This is a genomic window from Trinickia fusca (genome assembly GCF_003628145.1).
Classification (GTDB): domain Bacteria; phylum Pseudomonadota; class Gammaproteobacteria; order Burkholderiales; family Burkholderiaceae; genus Trinickia; species Trinickia fusca.
Window position 1 is genome coordinate 79,049 of the sequence record NZ_RBZV01000004.1, and the last position, 17,169, is coordinate 96,217.

The following is a 17,169-nucleotide window of genomic DNA, read 5'->3' on the forward strand; positions in this document are numbered from 1 at the left end:
GCATCTTGCCGAACGTCTGCCCGAGTACATGCTGCCAGCTGCCTTCGTCGTACTCGAATCCATGCCGCTAACGGCCAACGGCAAGCTCGATCGCCGCGCGCTACCCGAACCCGACGATCAGGCCTTCGCCCAAGCGCAATACGAAGTGCCTCAGGGCGAAATCGAAACGGCTCTCGCCAGCCTCTGGTGCGAATTGCTGGGCGTGAACCGCGTCGGCCGACACGACAACTTCTTTTCCCTCGGCGGACACTCGCTGCTTGCCGTTCGGCTGTTGAATCGCTTGCGCGCCTCGCATGCCGTCGAACTGCCGCTCTCCGCATTGTTCGAGCATCCGACGATCGGCGCGCTCGCACAGGCAATCGGCGAACAACGTACGAGCAAAGGACCAAGCGCCTTGCCACCGATCCCGCGCACGAGCCGGGACGAACCGTTACAGCTGTCGTTCGCTCAGCAGCGTCTGTGGTTCTTGAACGAGTTCGAAGGCGCGAGCACGACCTATCACGTGCCGCTCATGCTGCGGCTTCATGGTGCACTGGACGTTACAGCGTGGCGTGGCGCGCTCGATTTGGTGTGGGCCAGGCATGAGGCATTGCGTACCGTGTTTCACACAGCCGCCGACGGCAGCGGTGCACCGCTGGCCCATCTCCTTGCCGCCGAACGCGGCATGCCGTGGCGCCACGACGACGTATCGTCGCTGCCCGATGCACTCGAGCGCCTGCAACACCTGTGCGAGGAAGAAGCGGCCGCACCGTTCGCGCTGTCGCGTGGGCCGCTCGTTCGCGCACACCTCATTCGAGTGACGGAAGACGAACATGTCTTCATGCTGACTCAACACCACATCGTCTGCGACGGGTGGTCGATCCGCGTGTTGATCAAGGAGCTCTGCACGCTTTACCGCGCCTTGACCGACGACCTTGCGCCGGCGCTTCCTGATCTCGACATCCAGTATCCCGACTATGTGGCCTGGCAACGGCAATGGTTGAGTGCGGAACGTCTCGCGAGCGAAGCACGCTACTGGCGGGAAGCGCTGGCCGGCATCCCGACGCTGCTGACGTTGCCGACCGATCGCCCACGGCCCACGCATCAAACGTTCGATGCGGCACGGCTTGCGATCGAGATCGATCAAGCACTCACGCAAGCGCTCAGGCGCCTCGCCGCCCAGCACGGCGTGACGCTCTTCATGGTGTTCGCAGCAGCCTGGGCCGTAGTGCTCGCACGTCTGTCAGGCCAGGACGATCTCGTCATCGGCACGCCGACGGCCAATCGCCCGCGGCCCGAGCTCGAACCGCTTGCGGGCCTGTTCTTGAACACGCTCGCGTTGCGCATCGATCTGTCGGGCGAGCCCAGCTTGGCGCAGCTGCTCGCTCGCGTACGCACGACGGTGTTGGCCGCCCACGAACATCAGAATCTGCCGTTCGAGCAAGTGGTGGACATCGTGCAACCGCCGCGCCGACTCGATCACACGCCGGTGTTTCAGGTGATGCTGGCATGGCAGGAGCTCGACATCGGACCGCTCGATCTGCCGGGACTCCGGCTCGAACCGATCTCGGGCACGCTCGATCGTGCCAAGTTCGATCTCGAGCTCGATCTGGCGGACGACGGCAGCACGATCACGGGCGCGCTGCGTTACACGAGCGCGTTGTTCGAAGCCGGCACGATCGCTCGCCATTGCGCGTATCTGCTTGCGGTACTACAAGCGATGGCCAGTGAGATGCAGCGGCCTGTTGGTCAGATCGATCTGCTCGGTGCCGACGAGCGTCGTGTGCTGATCGAGACTTGGAACGCGACCGATGCGCCTTATCCCGAGCATCTGTGCATCCATGAACTCGTCGAGGCGCAGGCTCAGCGCACGCCCGAGGCGATCGCGCTGATCTCGGGGGATGTGCGGCTTTCTTATGCCGAGCTCAATGCTCAAGCCAATCGCCTCGCTCGCCATTTGCTCGATCTTGGCATCATCCCCGATGCGCGCGTGGCCGTCTGCCTCGAACGCAGTCCCGCGATGATCATCGCCTTGCTGGCCATTCTTAAGGCCGGCGGCGCCTATGTGCCGCTCGATCCCGCCTATCCGAGCGCACGCCTGGCGCACATCCTCGTCGATGCCACCCCTTCGGTCGTCTTCGTCGATCAGGCCGGACGCCACGCTCTGGGCGAGCTACTGAGTCCGCGCGACGAAGCCCCGCCCTCAACCTTCACGCTCATAGACCTCGATGCCCACGCGAGCGTCTGGGCCGCACAGCCTGCCAGCAACATCGGGCCGCATACGTTGCGCCTCACCTCCCAGCACCTGGCCTACGTCATCTATACCTCCGGCTCCACCGGCACCCCCAAGGGCGTCATGGTCGAGCACCGCCAGCTCGCCAATCTCGTGACCTGGCACATCACGCGCTTTCACTTGCGTCCCGGGTGCCAGGTGCCTTCCGCAGCGGGCCTGGCCTTCGACGCCTGCACCTGGGAAATCTGGCCCGCGCTGACCAGCGGGGCGACCTTGCTGCTCGCTCCCGCTCAATGCGCACTCGACTCCTCCGCCTTGCTGCAATGGTGGCGCAGCCAGTCGATGGAGACCGCGTTCCTCGTTACGCCGCTGGCCTTGCTCGCGATGGAGGCTGGACTACCCGATGGCTTACGGCACTTGCTCATCGGCGGCGATCGCATAACGAACTTACCCGCGGGCCTGCCGCCCTCCGTGCAGATCGTCAACAACTACGGTCCCACGGAGACGACCGTCGTTGCAACGTCCGGGGTGATCACGCCGTGCGAGGCCGTGCATTCCATCGGCAAGCCAATCGCGAACACGCGCCTCTATCTGCTCGACGAGCATCACACGCCGGTGCCCATCGGCGCGGTCGGCGAACTTTACATCGGTGGAGCCGGCGTCGCACGCGGCTATCTGAACCGCCCCGAGCTCACGGCCCAACGCTTCCTGCCTGATCCGTTCGCACGCGCGGCCGGCTCGGGCAATGCCGATGCCGAGGCCCGCATGTACCGCACGGGCGACCTGGCCCGCTACCTACCTGACGGCAACCTGCTGTTCCTCGGCCGCAACGACGACCAGGTGAAGATCCGCGGCTTTCGCATCGAGCTGGGTGAGATCGAAGCGCAGCTCGCCACGCATGAGGCCGTTCGTGAAGCAGTCCTCGTCGCACGCCACGACGCAGGCGGCCAAGCACGTCTGCTCGCTTACGTCACCGTGCGGGAAGACGCACGCACGAGCGCATCCGATGCCGACCTCGCCCAGCACCTGCGCGCCCATCTTGCCGACCGCCTGCCCGAATACATGCTGCCGGCTGCCTTCGTCGTACTCGAGGCCATGCCGCTGACGGCCAACGGCAAGCTCGATCGGCGCGCGCTGCCCGAGCCCGACGATCACGCCTTCGCCCAAGCACACACGCATTACGAAGCGCCGCAAGGCGAAATCGAAACAGCCCTCGCCACCCTCTGGTGCGAACTACTGACCCTGGACCGCGTCGGCCGACACGACAACTTCTTCTCCCTCGGCGGACACTCGCTGCTTGCGGCCCGCATGTTGACCCAACTTCGAACGACACTCGGCCACGAGGTATCGATTCGCACGCTGTTCGAAGCACCCACGATCGCGCAGCTGGCGACCCGACTGAGCACGGCAAGCTCATCGGACGCACTGGCCGTGCTGCTACCGATCCAACCGCGCGGCGCGGGTACGCCGTTGTTCTGCATTCACCCGGGCGGGGGCTTCAGTTGGCCCTACGCCGGCCTGATTCCGTATCTGCCCGATCGTCCGCTGTTCGGCTTGCAGGCACGCGCCCTCACCGAGGCGAGCGACCGCACGCCGACCATCGACGAGATGGCGCGCGACTACCTCGAGCAGATTCGCAGCGTGCAGCCCGGCGGCCCCTATCGCCTGCTGGGCTGGTCGTTGGGTTGCCATATCGGGCATGCTATCGCCACGCAGTTGCAGGCAGACGGAGAGGAAGTCGAACAGCTCATCATGCTCGACGGCTATCCGCTATCGCGTACCGAGGCGTTTTCGGAACCGACCGACGAACAAGTGATGGAAGTCCTCGTCCGCGCGCTGACGGAGTCGCCACAGACCGAACTCGGCGACGGCACGCTGACGATCGAGACGCTCAAAGCGGGCCTCGGACACAGCCATCCGTTGCTGTCGAGCCCTCGAGAACGGACCCTCGAAGCGGTGTTCGAGCAGTTCAAGCAGGCACCGGCGCTCGCGTGCAGTTTCTCGCCGAAGGTCTTCCGCGGCGACGTGCTGTTCTTCCGGGCCGCCCTGAGCCAGTCTGACGAGTATCCATGGCGCAAGCCCGGCGCATGGCAACCTTATGTCGAGGGCAAAATCGTCGTCCACGACGTGGCGTGTCTGCATGAAACGATGATGCGCACTGAGCCACTGAAGGAAATCGGCCCGCGCCTTGCGGCTGCGATTGGCGGGCAGATAGTCGTTCCGTCTGCCGAACGCTCGCCTGGGCTTGTCGCCTATCGGGGAGGAGATGTGCGGCAGTGATAGGACCACAGGGTCGATCGGAACCCCATCGTCACGACGGCGATGGGGCTCTCACACCGCCACCGCCTTGCCGCGCTGCCGCTGTGCCTTATCAGCCCCAGCCCCAGTCCCGCTCCGACGCCACGCCTCCCCGCCTTCGAGCGCCGGAATCGAATCGAACAGTTCGGCGACCCACTCGGCAAACACTCTGACCTTCGCCGAAAGATGCCGGTTGTGCGGATAAACGATCGAGATCGGCTTGGGCTTCGGATTGAAACCCAGCAACACCTCTGTCAACGTCCCATCGAGCAAGTGCGGAAGCACCGTGAACAGCGTCGGCTGAATGAGCCCGAATCCTTCGAGCCCGCACGTGACGTAGGCATCCGAATCGTTGACCGTGACGATGCCCTTCATCTGCACTTCGACAGGTTTGCCGTCGATCAGAAAAACCCATGGCACAGGACGACCTCCGTGGCTCGCCCGGAAATTCACCGCATGATGGGTGGCCAGATCCTCGATCGCTTTCGGTTCGCCATATCGCTTCAAATACGCGGGCGATGCGCACGTGACGCGCCTGAGCATGCCGATGCGGCGTGCAACCATCGAGGAATCTTCGAGTGGGCCGACCCGGATCATGCAATCGAAACCCTCCTCGACCGGATCGACGGGCCGATCGGATAGCCCCAGATCCAGCTTGATGTCCGGGTAGCGCTGATGAAACATCGGCAATGCGGGTAGTACGAGCTGGCGCCCGACCGCGCACGGCATGTGCACACGCAGCGCGCCACTCGGCCTGCTGTTGCCCACCTGGAAACTCGCATCGGTTTCCGCGATCTCCGTGAGGATCTTGATGCAATGCTCGTAGTACGCCGCGCCGTCGGGCGTCAGCGACAGGCGGCGCGTGGTCCGGTGCATCAAGCGCACGCCGAGCAACGCCTCCAGGTTCTGGATGATCGTCGTCACCGATGCGCGCGGCATCCCGAGCGTGTCGGCCGCCCGCGTGAAGCTGTTCGCGTCCACCACACGTGTGAACACTTCCATTGCCTGAATCCGGTCCATTGCGTTCCCCTCGCATGCCAACAGCGCAGCATAGAGTACTCGGCATGGCCGGTTCAAGCTTCGGCGCGACTATTCGCAATCGGCTAACAGTGGCGCGGTCGGCGATGCAATCGAGCTCGACGCCCTGCCATAAACGACAAAGACGTCAGAGCACCAATCATCAAGAATCAAGAAGCCAGCGCCTCGCAAATCGCCGAGCACAACTCTTCCGGATCAAACTTCGCGATATAGCCGTCTGCCCCGGCATTGCGCACGTGAGCTTCGTTCGCCGCGCCCGTCAGCGACGAATGAATTAGCACGGGAATGTGCCGGAACCGTTGATCCGCCTTGATTTTCCGGGTCAGCATGAAGCCGTCCATCTCCGGCATCTCGAGATCGGTGATCACGAGCGGCACCTTTTCCCGGACCGGCACGTTCTCCTTCGCCGCTTCGTCGGCGTAACGCAGCAGCAGTTGCCAAGCTTCCTCGCCCGTGTTCGCCAGCGTGTGCGCGGCGCCGATGGCCGTCAACGCCTGGCCCAGCAACGTGCGTGCGAAGGCGGAATCGTCGGCCGCGATGATCTTGCCCCCGCCGGCATATTTCATCGCCGCCTTCACGGCGCTCTGATCGATGTCCGGGTGCTGCTCCGGGAAGACATCGCGCATGACCTGCTCGACGTCCAGCACTTGAGCAAGCCGCAGCTCGCCGGAATCGCCGTTGAAGCGGGCAATGCTCATCACGTACGTATTGGCACCCGCGCACTCGGCCGGATGCACCTGATTCCAGTCGAGTCTGACGATGTCGTCGACGTCCTCGACGGCGAACGCCTGCGTCGTGCGCGCGAACTCGGTGATCAGCAAAATCGACGGCTCCCGCGTCGGCGTATTGCCCGTCAGCCGGCACAAGTCGATGACGGGCACGATCTGCCCGCGGATTTCGAGCGCGCCCGAAATCGCCCCGGCCGCGCCCGCGATCGGCGTCACCGACCGATTGGTGATGATCTCGCGTACCTTGAAAACGTTGATTCCGTAAAGCCCAGGCTCCGTGCCGGGCCGCGCGACCCCGAGTCGAAAAAGAAGGAGTTCGAACTTGTTTCGACTCGTGAGCTTGGTGCGCTCGTCTTGAAGGACGTCCGCGTGCGACATGTTTTCTCCAGTACCGTCTTACGAATCGCCGCCGAAAGCGCGGCGATGTCTGTTTGTCGGCACCCGCGTGCAAATCTTGACGCTCGGTTTTCCTGGCTTGTGTCGCTTGCCCAAACAGTGCATGCGCCCGCGCGCTCGTCGCGATGATGAGCGCAGCGTTTGCTGAATTCCATAAGGTGATCGTGCGCTATCTGTCGTTGTTTGTTGTTAACAGTCCCTTAAGGTGACTCTGCCAAACTATCGACATTCGTCTGAGCACGAGCAACCACAACAAGATCCTCGATGCAAAAAATCGAAGCACTGAACCAGGCGCTGTTCCTCACGATGAACGCCACGCCCTTGACTCCGACCTGGCTGATCCGCACCGCGTCGTTCATCGCAAACGACTTGATTTGGCTGATCCCGCTCGCATTGATCGGCATGTGGTTGACCGGGGGCGACCGTCGGCGTGAGTTGGCGATCCGTTCATGCCTGGTCACGGCGATCGCACTGGGCCTGAATCAGTTGATCGGCCTCGTGTGGCAGCATCCGCGGCCCTTCATGATCGGGCTCGGACATACGTTCTTGCAACATGCGCCGGACTCGTCGTTTCCGAGCGACCACGGGACGATATTTGCAGCCGTCACGCTGACGCTGCTGGTCGGCGGCATGAAGCGGCTCGGTGGCGCCGCGCTGATCGTTGGACTCGCGGTGGCCTGGGCACGCGTATTTCTCGGCGTCCATTTTCCGCTCGACATGCTCGGCGCCGTTGCCGTCGTGTGCCTCATCTATGGCGTCCTGGCGCCACTCTGGACGCTCAGCGGGCAAGCCGTGACGCGCCTCGTCGTGTCGCTATACCGAGCGCTGCTCGCGCACCCGATCCGCAGCGGCTGGCTGCGCCCGTAATTGATCCGGAGACCTGATCATCCGCCGCCCGCCGTGCGGCGGATAGCCCTATGCATGCGCAATGCACGTTGAGTCTTCGCACTACGTCATAAAGATGACCAATAGTATGACGTAAGCTCCTAGCCTTTCAGGAACCGGTTCCTGAAAACGGAGCGATGGCCCTCCTCCGACATCGATCAACAACAAACAGAGGACACCCATGAAAAACGTGCATCATCGCAGCACCATGCCCTACCGGCTCGCGACGTCCATCGTCATGTTCTCGAGCCTCGCCGCATGCGGCGGTGGCGGCGGCAGCGCGGTCGCCGATGCGGTGGCCAACCATGCAGCATCGCCTGCCGCAGCCGTAAGCCATGCTGCAACGGGTACGCAATACGGCGTTCAAGTCTGCTCGACGCCGAACGCCTGGGGCAGCAGTACGGCCCATAGCGCCTGGGTGTACCCCTCGAACGACCAGCTCGCCTACCAGACGCTCAATGCGAACGGCGACACCATCATGGATTACTCGTCCGCGGGCTACATGGGGGGCGGCGTCGCATTCCCGACCCCACCCGCCACCGTGACCGTCACGCCGCTCGGCAACGGTCAGGACGACACATCGAATATCCAAGCTGCAATCAACCAGGTGTCGAGCCTGCCGGCCGACGGCAATGGCCTGCGCGGCGTCGTACTGCTCGCGGCGGGCACGTTCTCGGTTCAGAACACCCTGACGATCTCGACCTCCGGCGTCATCCTGCGCGGCAGCGGTTCCGGCATCGGCGGCACGACGGTCAACGATACGAGCGCCTCGCAGAACGGCAGCTCGCCCGCGGTGCCCTCGCCGGGCGCAGTCACGGGGCAGACGCTGCTCCAGGTCGGAGGTAGCGGCGGCCGCTACGCGATGTCAACGACGGCCTCCGTCACCGACAGCTATGCGCCGGCCGGGGCATCGACACTGACGCTCACGAGCACCAGCGGCTTTCACGTCGGTGATTCGGTGCTGATCCAGCGTCCCGTGACGCAAGCCTGGCTCGATTTCATGCAGATGTCGAACCTCGGGCCGGGCAAGGGCTGGATCGCGGTCGGCTCGACGCTCAACACGCCGCGCAGAATCGCGGCCATCACGGGCAACACGATCACGCTCGACTCGCCCATGTCCGATTCGCTGGACTCCACCTATCTGAACCCGCCGGGCACGAAGGTCAGCAGTTACACGATCGGCGGACAAATCCAGCAAGTCGGGATCGAGCACCTGCGCTTGGTTGGGGTACCGCGCACGAGCTATACGAACAACAACATGCTCGCGATGGACAACACCTCCGACGCTTGGGTCAGCGACGTGGTCGGCGACAACTTCACGTCGGGCCTGATCCTGGGTGGCAAGGCGTCGCGTGTGACCGTCACGCAGGTCGCACTGACGCACGAGAACAACGGTGACGATGTGCCGTGCACGGGCGCCAAGTTCGCGGAGATTTCGGTGGGCGGCTCGCAGGTGCTCGTCGATCGCAGCTCGTCGACGGGCTCCGCGGCTTCGTTCTACTACGCGACGGCTGCGCGCGTACCCGGCCCCAACGTGCTGCTGAACTTCACGGGCACGCCCGACAACGTGTGCGGATCGAGCTCGATTCAACCGCACCAGCGCTGGGCAACGGGCCTGCTGATCGACGGCGCGACGCTGGCACCCGATCCGGTCAGCAGCAAGGCTTACTCGGTCGACCTGTCCAACCGCGGCACGGCCGGCTCGGGCCAAGGCTGGTCGATCGGCTGGGGTGTCGTGTGGAATTCGGTCGGCTCGTTCAACATCCAGGCTCCGCCGGGATCGATGAACTGGTTGATCGGCAGCACAGGGCCGGTCATGCAGCAAACGACGGCGACACCGGGCGACGTCGACTCGCTCAACGTGCCGGTCGCACCGAAGAGCCTTTATCTGGCACAGTTGTGCCAGCGTAGCGGGCCGAGTGCGTTGAGCAATCTCGGGTACTGAGGGCACGGCGACGTTAGATGAGCGAAGCGCGGCCGGAGAGCGGCCGCGCCAGGTCCTACATCCTGAACACTACTGTTTCACCCACACGCCGCCAGCGCTCGGCACCTCACCTTGCGTCCACCATTTCGCCTGATACTCGGCGCCTTGATACATCACGTAGTCCTTGCCCGAGTAAGCCGCGGTCGGCGACCACGTGGGCGTGGGCCCATCGAGTTGTTTCCACACCGGCGATTGCCCCGGCACGTCGCCTTTCGTCCACCACTGCGCCTCATAGGTCGCGCCCTGATACTTGACGGTCATGGGATTCGTATAAACCTGCGAGGGCGACCACGACCCGTCGCCGCCACCGCCACCGTAGTTGGGATCCTTCTTCACGCCCGTGCCCCAATGGTCACCGAACTGTTTGAGGAACATCCCCGCGAATTCATAGGGCACCTGCTGAACACCCGAGCAGCTCGTCGACACCGCTGTGCTGCCGCCCGGGCATGACTGATCCCGGTTCAACGACCAGTCGCTTAACATGCCGTAACCGTTCGTGCGCGCCGCCGCCGCCAGGTTCTGCGTGTCAAGGGTCGTGAACGTCTCGCCAGCCGAATAGTTGGTGCCGATCATCGGCGTCACGCCGACCATCTGCCAGAGCTGCTCGCTGCTCATCGGCGCGCCCCAGGACTTGTACGCCGTGTCGAGTTGCGAATAGAGCGACTGTGCCGCCTGAATCGCGGCCTTACCCATATCGCTGACGGCGGGACCATAGTTCATCGCCATGACGTTGACCGCGTCGAAATCGACCTGATTGCGAATGGCGGTCTCGACGATGTTGATGCCATCCTGGGTCAGTCCCGACTGCAGGGTCGGCAACGTCAGCGTGACATGCAGCAGCTTGTTCTTGGCCGCCATGGCCTTCTGCAAGTTCGAGACCGCCTGGAAATTACGCGTCAACCCAGCCTGGTCCTCCTGGGCGTTGCCCTCGATGTCGAAGTCGATATGCGTCAAGCCGTAGGTATCGATGACCGTTTGATACGCTCGCTGCAACGAGGGGACGTCCTTGCATGCCGTCATCAACGGCGTGCCGTTCTCGCCGCCGAACGAGACGGACACCTCTCCGCCTTTGGCCCGATACTGCGTGATGCCCGTGGAGATCGCCACCATCTGATCCTGTGTATTGCCCGCGACGATGTCCAGCGCGCTGAGCCCGCCCCACGACGGCACACAGCCGTTCGTCGCGTCTGCGACGACGAAGCCCAGCTCGAACTGCTGGATGCCCTGCTGCACGCCAATCTGATCGATGAGCGGCGTAGGATACGCACCCATATCGACGAACGGTGCGTAAATGCTGCTCGCGTGCGACGTCAGCGCACCTACCGACAGCAACGATGCCACTAAGGCCTTGATTGGAGTTCGCGTCATTCTTTTTCCTCGTTATGAATTGAAGTCGCCGCTTGCGCTACCACCACCTGCGCGAAGCCGGCGAGGTGCATCCCTCGATGCTGTTGGCCTCGGGACCGGGATCGAACGCTTCATTCGGAGTCCAAATCAATTATCCTTGACCGACTGAACCTTGCATCCTCATAGGGCGCGTTACTGCGTTCGCGCCGATCGACATGCGTGCCTCCGCCGTCGCAGTCGCTCTCCGGTGAGCGAATTGTGCAGAATCCGCGGCGCCGATATAACCACCTTCCCGGCAGTTAAGCCGAGTTGCATCTACTTTGGGAAATCTCCGGCGCAGGTATTCCGTGTCCGGCCAATGACGGCTAGATCAAGGCAAAAAGAAAAAGCGCCCTGACGGATACCGAAACGGTAACCGTCAGGGCGCTCATCAGCAGGAACGCCGATTCAGGCGATCTATACGCTCAAGCAGCGACCACCTCCGCCGCCATCCTCCGCTCCTCAGCCAAAGGAGTCCGAATCAGGTAGTCAAACGCGCTCAACGCAGCCTTGGCGCCCTCGCCGGCGGCGATGACGATCTGCTTGTAGGGCACGCCCGTGCAATCCCCTGCGGCAAACACGCCGGGTACGCTGGTCTGCCCCTTGGCGTCGACGACGATCTCGCCGAAGCGGCTCAGTTCGAGCGTGCCCTTGAGCCACTCGGTATTCGGCACGAGACCGATCTGGACGAATACGCCTTCAAGCTCGATCAGTTGCTCGGTACCGCTGACGCGCTCCTTGAAACGCAGCCCGTTGACCTTGCTCCCGTCACCGGTAATCTCGGTTGTCTGCGCATTCACGTGGATCGTCACATTCGGCAAGCTATTGAGCTTGGTCACGAGCACCGCGTCAGCCTTGAGCTGGTCGCTGAATTCGATCAGCGTCACATGCGACACGAGCCCTGCCAAATCGATTGCGGCCTCGACACCCGAGTTGCCGCCACCGATCACCGCCACGCGCTTGCCCTTGAACAGCGGTCCGTCGCAGTGCGGGCAATAGGCCACGCCCTTGTTCTTGTACTCCTGCTCGCCGGGCACATTGACGTTGCGCCAACGCGCGCCCGTCGACAGGATCACGCTACGGCTGCGCAACAGCGCGCCGTTTTCCATGCGAACGCCGACCAGGCCCCCCGGCTCTTCAGCCGGAACGAGCTCGACGGCACGTTGCTGCGTCATCACGTCGACGCCATAGTGGCGCACCTGCGCTTCGAGCGCCGCGGCGAACTTCGGCCCATCGGTCTCGAGCACGGAAATATAGTTTTCGATCGACATCGTGTCGTTGACCTGCCCGCCCATGCGCTCCACGGCCACGCCGGTATTGATCCCCTTGCGGGCGGCATAAACGGCTGCAGCGGAGCCAGCGGGGCCACCACCGACCACGAGTACGTCGAACGCATCCTTCGCGTTGAGCTTGGCGGCCTCGCGCTCGGCCGCGCCGGTATCGAGCTTGGCGACGATTTCCTCGAGCGCCATGCGTCCCGCGCCGAACATCTCGCCGTTCAGGTAGACGGCGGGCACCGCCATGATCTGACGCGATTCGACCTCTTCCTGGAACAACGCGCCATCGACGACCACGGTCTGCACACGCGGGTTCAACACGGCCATCAGGCTCAGCGCCTGTACGACGTCGGGGCAGTTGTGGCACGACAGCGACATGTACACCTCGAACCGATAGTCGCCATCGAGCGCCTTGATTTGCTCGATCACCTCGGGCTCGACCTTCGGCGGATGACCGCCGGTCCACAGCAGCGCCAGCACGAGCGAGGTGAATTCGTGGCCCAGCGGGATAGCGGCAAATCGCAACGATTGCTGACTATCTGCACGACGCAAACTGAACGAAGGCTTTCTGGCATCGTCGCCGTCGGTGCGCAGCGTGATCTTGTCCGACAACCCCGCGATCGTCTGCAGCAATTGCTCGAGTTCGCGCGAGCTCGGTTGCTCGTTCAGCGATGCCACGATTTCGAAGGGCTGAACCACGCGCTGCAAGTAGGCCTGCAACTGGGCTTTGAGGCTGTCGTCCAACATGATGGTCCCGGTGCTTGAGGTAAGAGGGTCGTGCGACGTCGATCCCGGCCGGGGCATCCCGGCCGGAACTTCAAACTACGCTGATACTTGGAAGCTGACGCTTAGATCTTGCCGACCAGGTCCAGCGACGGGGTCAGCGTCTTCGCGCCTTCGCGCCACTTGGCCGGGCAAACTTGACCCGGGTTGGCCGCGATGAACTGCGCTGCCTTGAGCTTGCGCAGCGTTTCTTGCACGTCGCGAGCGATGGCGTTGTCGTGCACTTCCATCGTCTTGATCACGCCTTCCGGGTTGATCACGAACGTGCCACGCAGTGCCAGGCCTTCTTCGGCGATGTGCACGCCGAAAGCTTGCGTCAGGACGTGGGTCGGGTCGCCGACCAGCGGGAACTTCGCCTTGCCTACAGCCGGCGACGTCTCATGCCACACCTTGTGTGCGAAGTGCGTGTCGGTCGTCACGATGTAGACCTCGGCACCTGCCTTTTGGAATTCGGCGTAGTGTTCAGCAGCGTCTTCGACTTCGGTCGGGCAGTTGAACGTGAACGCAGCCGGCATGAAGATCACGACCGACCACTTACCTTTGAACGATGCTTCGGTGACTTTGATGAATTCACCGCTACGGAAAGCTTCTGCTTTGAAAGGCTGGACTTGCGTGTTGATCAGCGACATGAGGTGGTCCTGTGTAAGGGAGTTTCAAGGGGCTTCGTCGTTCGGACAGGCTCAATCCTACCGACTAGCTATTGCCTAGTATATTTGATAGTTTTTATCTAAGCAATAGGCATTGCCTACCCCCTGCTCCCCCTTGCTGCTACAGGCCCGGCGCGCCGACGCGCAACGATTGCGATATCGCTTCGATCATCTTGGCGGCATCCGCTCGCCGCTGGGCCGCAAGGCGCCTTTCTCCAAGCGTTCGACACTCGGGGCCGCCGAAATACTCCATGATGTCCGGCAACCGGCGCACAACGCCGCGACTGCCCCAGCATCCGTCGTTCAACTCCGTCGGGAAAACCCAGAGCCGTTGGCCGACGTCGTCCACCGACGCCCCTTCAGCGCGCGCGACCGCTTCGGTTACCGCGCTCACCAAGCCCGCGCGCGCGGCATCCGTGTATTGGCCCTCCGGCACCGACGGCACGATGCGGTAGATCGGCGCGGCGGCCAGCGCGCCGGCCCGGTATAGGGCTGCTGGCCGATGCACGAAGATCCACGTGACGTCCCGCACGCGCGGCTCCTCCGGGTCGAGGCCCTCGTGTCGGATCAGGATGTCCGTCAGTTCGCGCATCAACTGCGCCTCGGCGTCCGGGGCAAGCGCGCCCTCCGGAATGAATGCATCGATCATCGGCATGGTGAATTCCTTCTTCCAGTTCCAGGGAATGGTCAGTGGGCTCGAACGTCGAAGCACCACGATGCCAGTGTAAAAATCGCCAACACTGATCTGGAAGTGACCGAATTGCCATTCGACGATGCCATTTCGGACATCGCCTCTCTACTAAGCACAGGCTCAACGAGCGAAGCGACGCCGATATTCGCCGGGGGACACGCCTGTCACGCGCTTGAACAACTGCCGGAAACCGCTGATGTCCGTATAGCCGACCCGCTCACAGACAGCGTCGAGGCTGAGCCGCTTCTCCTCGAGCAGCCGCTTGGCGACTTCTATCCGGAGCGTCTGCAAATACCTGAGCGGCGGTGCGCCGACTGCCTGTTTGAAGCGACGATTGATCGTGCGCTCGCTGACCGCCAGGTGATCGCTGAGCCGAGTCAGATCGAAACGCTCGCGCAGGTGTCGCTCCATCCAGCGCTGTGCTCGTGCGACCACCGGGTCGTCATGCTCGAGTCTGTCTGTTCGGCTGAAGTCGATGAACGAATCCTGCGACACACGATTGATGTCGATCAGCATGACCTTCGCGGTTGCCGCCGCGAGCTTCGCCGTACCGAGTTTCTCCACGATACGCAGCGCAAGATTCTGGTAGGAGGTGACCGCGCCGCCACAAAGCACGCCGTCTTGCTCCGTCACGACATCCGATGCGCGCAACTGGACATCCGGGTAGCGCGCCTGAAAGCTCGTCGACTTCGACCAATGCGTGGTGGCGAGCCGGCCATCGAGCAATCCCGCCTCGGCGAGCAGGAACGCGCCCGTGCAATAGGCCGCGATCAACGTGCCGCGCGCATGCTGGTGCCGTAGCGCTTCGAGCAGCGGCGTGAGCAGCTTGGGATCGCTCAGCAGCTTTTCGATGTCGGACACGAACGGTCCGGCAAGCCAGATGGCGTCGGCGATACTCTTGCCGTCGATGCGACCATCGACCTCGACGATCTGCCCCGACGCCGTACGCACAGGCTTGCCGTCGATCGATTCGACGCGCCAGGTGAACGGCTTCTCACAACGCTCGCTTGGAGAGAGCGAGCCGGCGGCGAGGCGATTGGCTGCCATCAGGATGTCGACGGGAGCCGCGATCCCCGATGCGAGCGCATGCTCGACTGCCCAAATCCGGATCAGAGGCATGGGTGGCCGAATCGTAGTTGTACGTGGCCGATACTACCATCGACGTTTTTTATGCCGCATCGGGCCCTCGCAGGGCCTGGCCATCGCGAACGCTACTCCGGCGTCAGCTCCGCTTCGTTGGCCGACCAGCTGACGCTGGACACCCCGATCTCCATACTGAGACGGCTCGCGATCTGCTCGAGCCTGGCCTGATCTTTCGGATGGCTACGGCACTTCGCCGTTACCTCGAGGCGCGGCGGCTCGCCTTCGCAGTCCCGGCTCGTGAGACTCTGGAACTGCAGCGGCGCCGAGTGCATCGCATTCGACAAGACCGCACGGATGTGCACCTCGTCCTCGGTACGGCAAACGATCTGCAGCTGATATTCGCGCACCATGTCGGCATTCTTCATGGGCGCGGAATTGATGGCACGACTGACCTCTCGCAGCACGGTGTTGGAGGCCAGGACGACCAAGGTGCCGGCGATCGCCGGACCGTAAAAGCCCGTGCCGCACAGTACGCCGACTGCCGCGGCACACCACAGCGTCGCCGCCGTGTTGATGCCTTGTATCGAGCCTTGGTCGCGCATGATCACGCCACCGCCCAGAAAGCCCACGCCCGACACGACATAGGCGGCGATCTGCGTGACGCCGGTCCCCAGCAACATGCCTAGCGACACGAATAGACATGCTCCACTCGCGACGAGTGTGATCGTGCGCAACCCGGCCGTGCGCTGCCTCATCTGCCGCTCGATACCGATCGCGACACCGCACGCAAAAGCGGCAAGCAGACGCCAAACGAATTCCAAAGTCATGTCGATTCACGGCTCACGTACAGGTTGAGAAAAAATGGCGGGCCACAGCCCGCCACCTCGAAGCGCCATAGTGTGCCACGTCGACGTGTCAGTCATACTTCCCGAACACGTGTCCGGCCGCCTGCGCGGCCGGGCAAACCGTCGCGCCAACCCTACGCCAGCGCCGACTGCACGACCTTGACGACCACCAACGCAACAGCGATCAAAAGATAGCCGCGCAATACACCCATCCAGATGCGATTCGAAAGCGTCAGATTCGGCGGCGGCAGCAAATCGAGCGGCGGCATGCGCCACGACGCACTTCCTTATTTGACGCGTGACAGCGAGACGAAGGCGTCGCGGTCCGCCGCCGCACAGCGATGCACACGCGCATCGATGCAGCGAACCGCGACGCGTCGTCAGTGACCGGGTTTGCTGAGGGCCGCCTGGAGCGAGGCGACCATGCGTACGAGACGCGCTGCGACACGCGGGCCGCCCGTAAGCGTGAGCAACCCATCGTAGTAAGCGCGAGCCTCCGAAACGTGAGGCAGTTGGGAAACGAGCAGAGCCAATTGCATGGCGATTCCTCCGAAATACGAGAATGCGAAACGTGGCGCCTGAGACGCGGCCACTTTCTGCTCATCGTGCGCAGCCCTCAGGATCGGGCACGCGGGAGGAACGGATAAGACCTGGAACTCAAGCAGATTGAGGTGCGTTCGGCATGAACGCTTGATCGATCCAAGATCGACCAGGCTCGGGGTCAGGCATGATTTTTCTCCCGTATCGATTGCTCTGCACTACTAAGTACATGCGTGTTTAACCGCACGCCGTCCTATGCACAGCGATGAAAGCTGAACACAAAGAAGTGACGTGACCAAGCCACGCCGCGAGCCAAATGGCTCGTAGCGTTGTGCCGTGCGGACGCGCGCACGCCAAGCGTGCACCGTCGAAACGG

At 63.0% G+C, this 17,169-nt stretch carries 13 protein-coding genes; 3 read left to right on the plus strand and 10 right to left on the minus strand.

Features of this window, described 5'->3' with window-relative positions; genetic code table 11:
- The coding region (locus D7S89_RS27425) for an amino acid adenylation domain-containing protein (RefSeq protein WP_183085171.1) at window positions 1-4,492 on the plus strand (4,492 nt) is incomplete at its 5' end.
- Between the two features lie 51 nt (window positions 4,493-4,543).
- On the opposite strand, the gene D7S89_RS12390 is transcribed toward D7S89_RS27425, so the two are convergent.
- Entirely contained in the window at window positions 4,544-5,530 is a 987-nt protein-coding gene (locus D7S89_RS12390) for a LysR family transcriptional regulator (RefSeq protein ID WP_147426639.1), read from the minus strand.
- 167 nt (window positions 5,531-5,697) lie between these two features.
- Window positions 5,698-6,654, minus strand: a complete 957-nt coding sequence (locus tag D7S89_RS12395) for a chemotaxis protein (protein WP_121277996.1) — start codon at window positions 6,652-6,654, stop codon at window positions 5,698-5,700.
- A gap of 282 nt (window positions 6,655-6,936) precedes the next feature.
- Here D7S89_RS12395 and D7S89_RS12400 point away from each other — a divergent pair, with 282 nt between their 5' ends.
- Together D7S89_RS12400 and D7S89_RS12405 are read left to right on the plus strand one after the other, a co-directional pair.
- A complete protein-coding gene (locus D7S89_RS12400; RefSeq protein WP_121277997.1) occupies window positions 6,937-7,539 on the plus strand; it encodes a phosphatase PAP2 family protein in 603 nt (200 codons plus the stop codon).
- A 199-nt stretch (window positions 7,540-7,738) separates the two neighbouring features.
- Window positions 7,739-9,502 carry a hypothetical protein gene (locus D7S89_RS12405; protein ID WP_183085172.1) on the plus strand — a complete coding sequence of 588 codons (1,764 nt, stop codon included), beginning with the start codon at window positions 7,739-7,741 and terminating at the stop codon, window positions 9,500-9,502.
- A gap of 69 nt (window positions 9,503-9,571) precedes the next feature.
- On the opposite strand, the gene D7S89_RS12410 is transcribed toward D7S89_RS12405, so the two are convergent.
- The 8 genes from D7S89_RS12410 to D7S89_RS27430 form a co-directional block, all read right to left on the minus strand.
- Window positions 9,572-10,909: a chitinase gene (locus D7S89_RS12410; protein WP_121277998.1), complete on the minus strand. Its 1,338-nt coding sequence runs from the start codon at window positions 10,907-10,909 to the stop codon at window positions 9,572-9,574.
- 443 nt (window positions 10,910-11,352) lie between these two features.
- A complete protein-coding gene (ahpF, locus tag D7S89_RS12415) occupies window positions 11,353-12,951 on the minus strand; it encodes an alkyl hydroperoxide reductase subunit F (protein WP_121277999.1) in 1,599 nt (532 codons plus the stop codon).
- 101 nt (window positions 12,952-13,052) lie between these two features.
- Window positions 13,053-13,616, minus strand: a complete 564-nt coding sequence (ahpC, locus tag D7S89_RS12420) for an alkyl hydroperoxide reductase subunit C (RefSeq protein WP_121278000.1) — start codon at window positions 13,614-13,616, stop codon at window positions 13,053-13,055.
- 139 nt (window positions 13,617-13,755) lie between these two features.
- A complete protein-coding gene (locus tag D7S89_RS12425; RefSeq protein ID WP_121278001.1) occupies window positions 13,756-14,289 on the minus strand; it encodes a tautomerase family protein in 534 nt (177 codons plus the stop codon).
- Window positions 14,290-14,445: 156 nt separating this feature from the next.
- Window positions 14,446-15,444 (minus strand): GlxA family transcriptional regulator, encoded by a 999-nt coding sequence (locus D7S89_RS12430; protein WP_121278002.1) that lies wholly within the window; start codon window positions 15,442-15,444, stop codon window positions 14,446-14,448.
- A 92-nt stretch (window positions 15,445-15,536) separates the two neighbouring features.
- A complete protein-coding gene (locus tag D7S89_RS12435) occupies window positions 15,537-16,235 on the minus strand; it encodes an MgtC/SapB family protein (protein ID WP_121278003.1) in 699 nt (232 codons plus the stop codon).
- Window positions 16,236-16,387: 152 nt separating this feature from the next.
- Complete coding sequence (locus tag D7S89_RS28140) at window positions 16,388-16,522, minus strand: hypothetical protein (RefSeq protein WP_281273110.1); 135 nt, start codon at window positions 16,520-16,522, stop codon at window positions 16,388-16,390.
- 111 nt (window positions 16,523-16,633) lie between these two features.
- Complete coding sequence (locus D7S89_RS27430; protein ID WP_183085173.1) at window positions 16,634-16,792, minus strand: hypothetical protein; 159 nt, start codon at window positions 16,790-16,792, stop codon at window positions 16,634-16,636.
- Between the last annotated feature and the right edge of the window lie 377 nt (window positions 16,793-17,169).

Coding starts and splice junctions, on each gene's coding strand:
- D7S89_RS12435 (WP_121278003.1), bottom strand. CDS start 16,235: ATGACTTTGGAATTCGTTTGGCGTCTGCTTGCCGCTTTTGCGTGCGGT.
- D7S89_RS27430 (WP_183085173.1), bottom strand. CDS start 16,792: ATGCAATTGGCTCTGCTCGTTTCCCAACTGCCTCACGTTTCGGAGGCT.
- D7S89_RS12400 (WP_121277997.1), top strand. CDS start 6,937: ATGCAAAAAATCGAAGCACTGAACCAGGCGCTGTTCCTCACGATGAAC.
- D7S89_RS12405 (WP_183085172.1), top strand. CDS start 7,739: ATGAAAAACGTGCATCATCGCAGCACCATGCCCTACCGGCTCGCGACG.
- D7S89_RS12410 (WP_121277998.1), bottom strand. CDS start 10,909: ATGACGCGAACTCCAATCAAGGCCTTAGTGGCATCGTTGCTGTCGGTA.
- D7S89_RS12390 (WP_147426639.1), bottom strand. CDS start 5,530: ATGGACCGGATTCAGGCAATGGAAGTGTTCACACGTGTGGTGGACGCG.
- D7S89_RS28140 (WP_281273110.1), bottom strand. CDS start 16,522: ATGCCGCCGCTCGATTTGCTGCCGCCGCCGAATCTGACGCTTTCGAAT.
- D7S89_RS12395 (WP_121277996.1), bottom strand. CDS start 6,654: ATGTCGCACGCGGACGTCCTTCAAGACGAGCGCACCAAGCTCACGAGT.
- ahpF (WP_121277999.1), bottom strand. CDS start 12,951: ATGTTGGACGACAGCCTCAAAGCCCAGTTGCAGGCCTACTTGCAGCGC.
- D7S89_RS12430 (WP_121278002.1), bottom strand. CDS start 15,444: ATGCCTCTGATCCGGATTTGGGCAGTCGAGCATGCGCTCGCATCGGGG.
- ahpC (WP_121278000.1), bottom strand. CDS start 13,616: ATGTCGCTGATCAACACGCAAGTCCAGCCTTTCAAAGCAGAAGCTTTC.
- D7S89_RS12425 (WP_121278001.1), bottom strand. CDS start 14,289: ATGCCGATGATCGATGCATTCATTCCGGAGGGCGCGCTTGCCCCGGAC.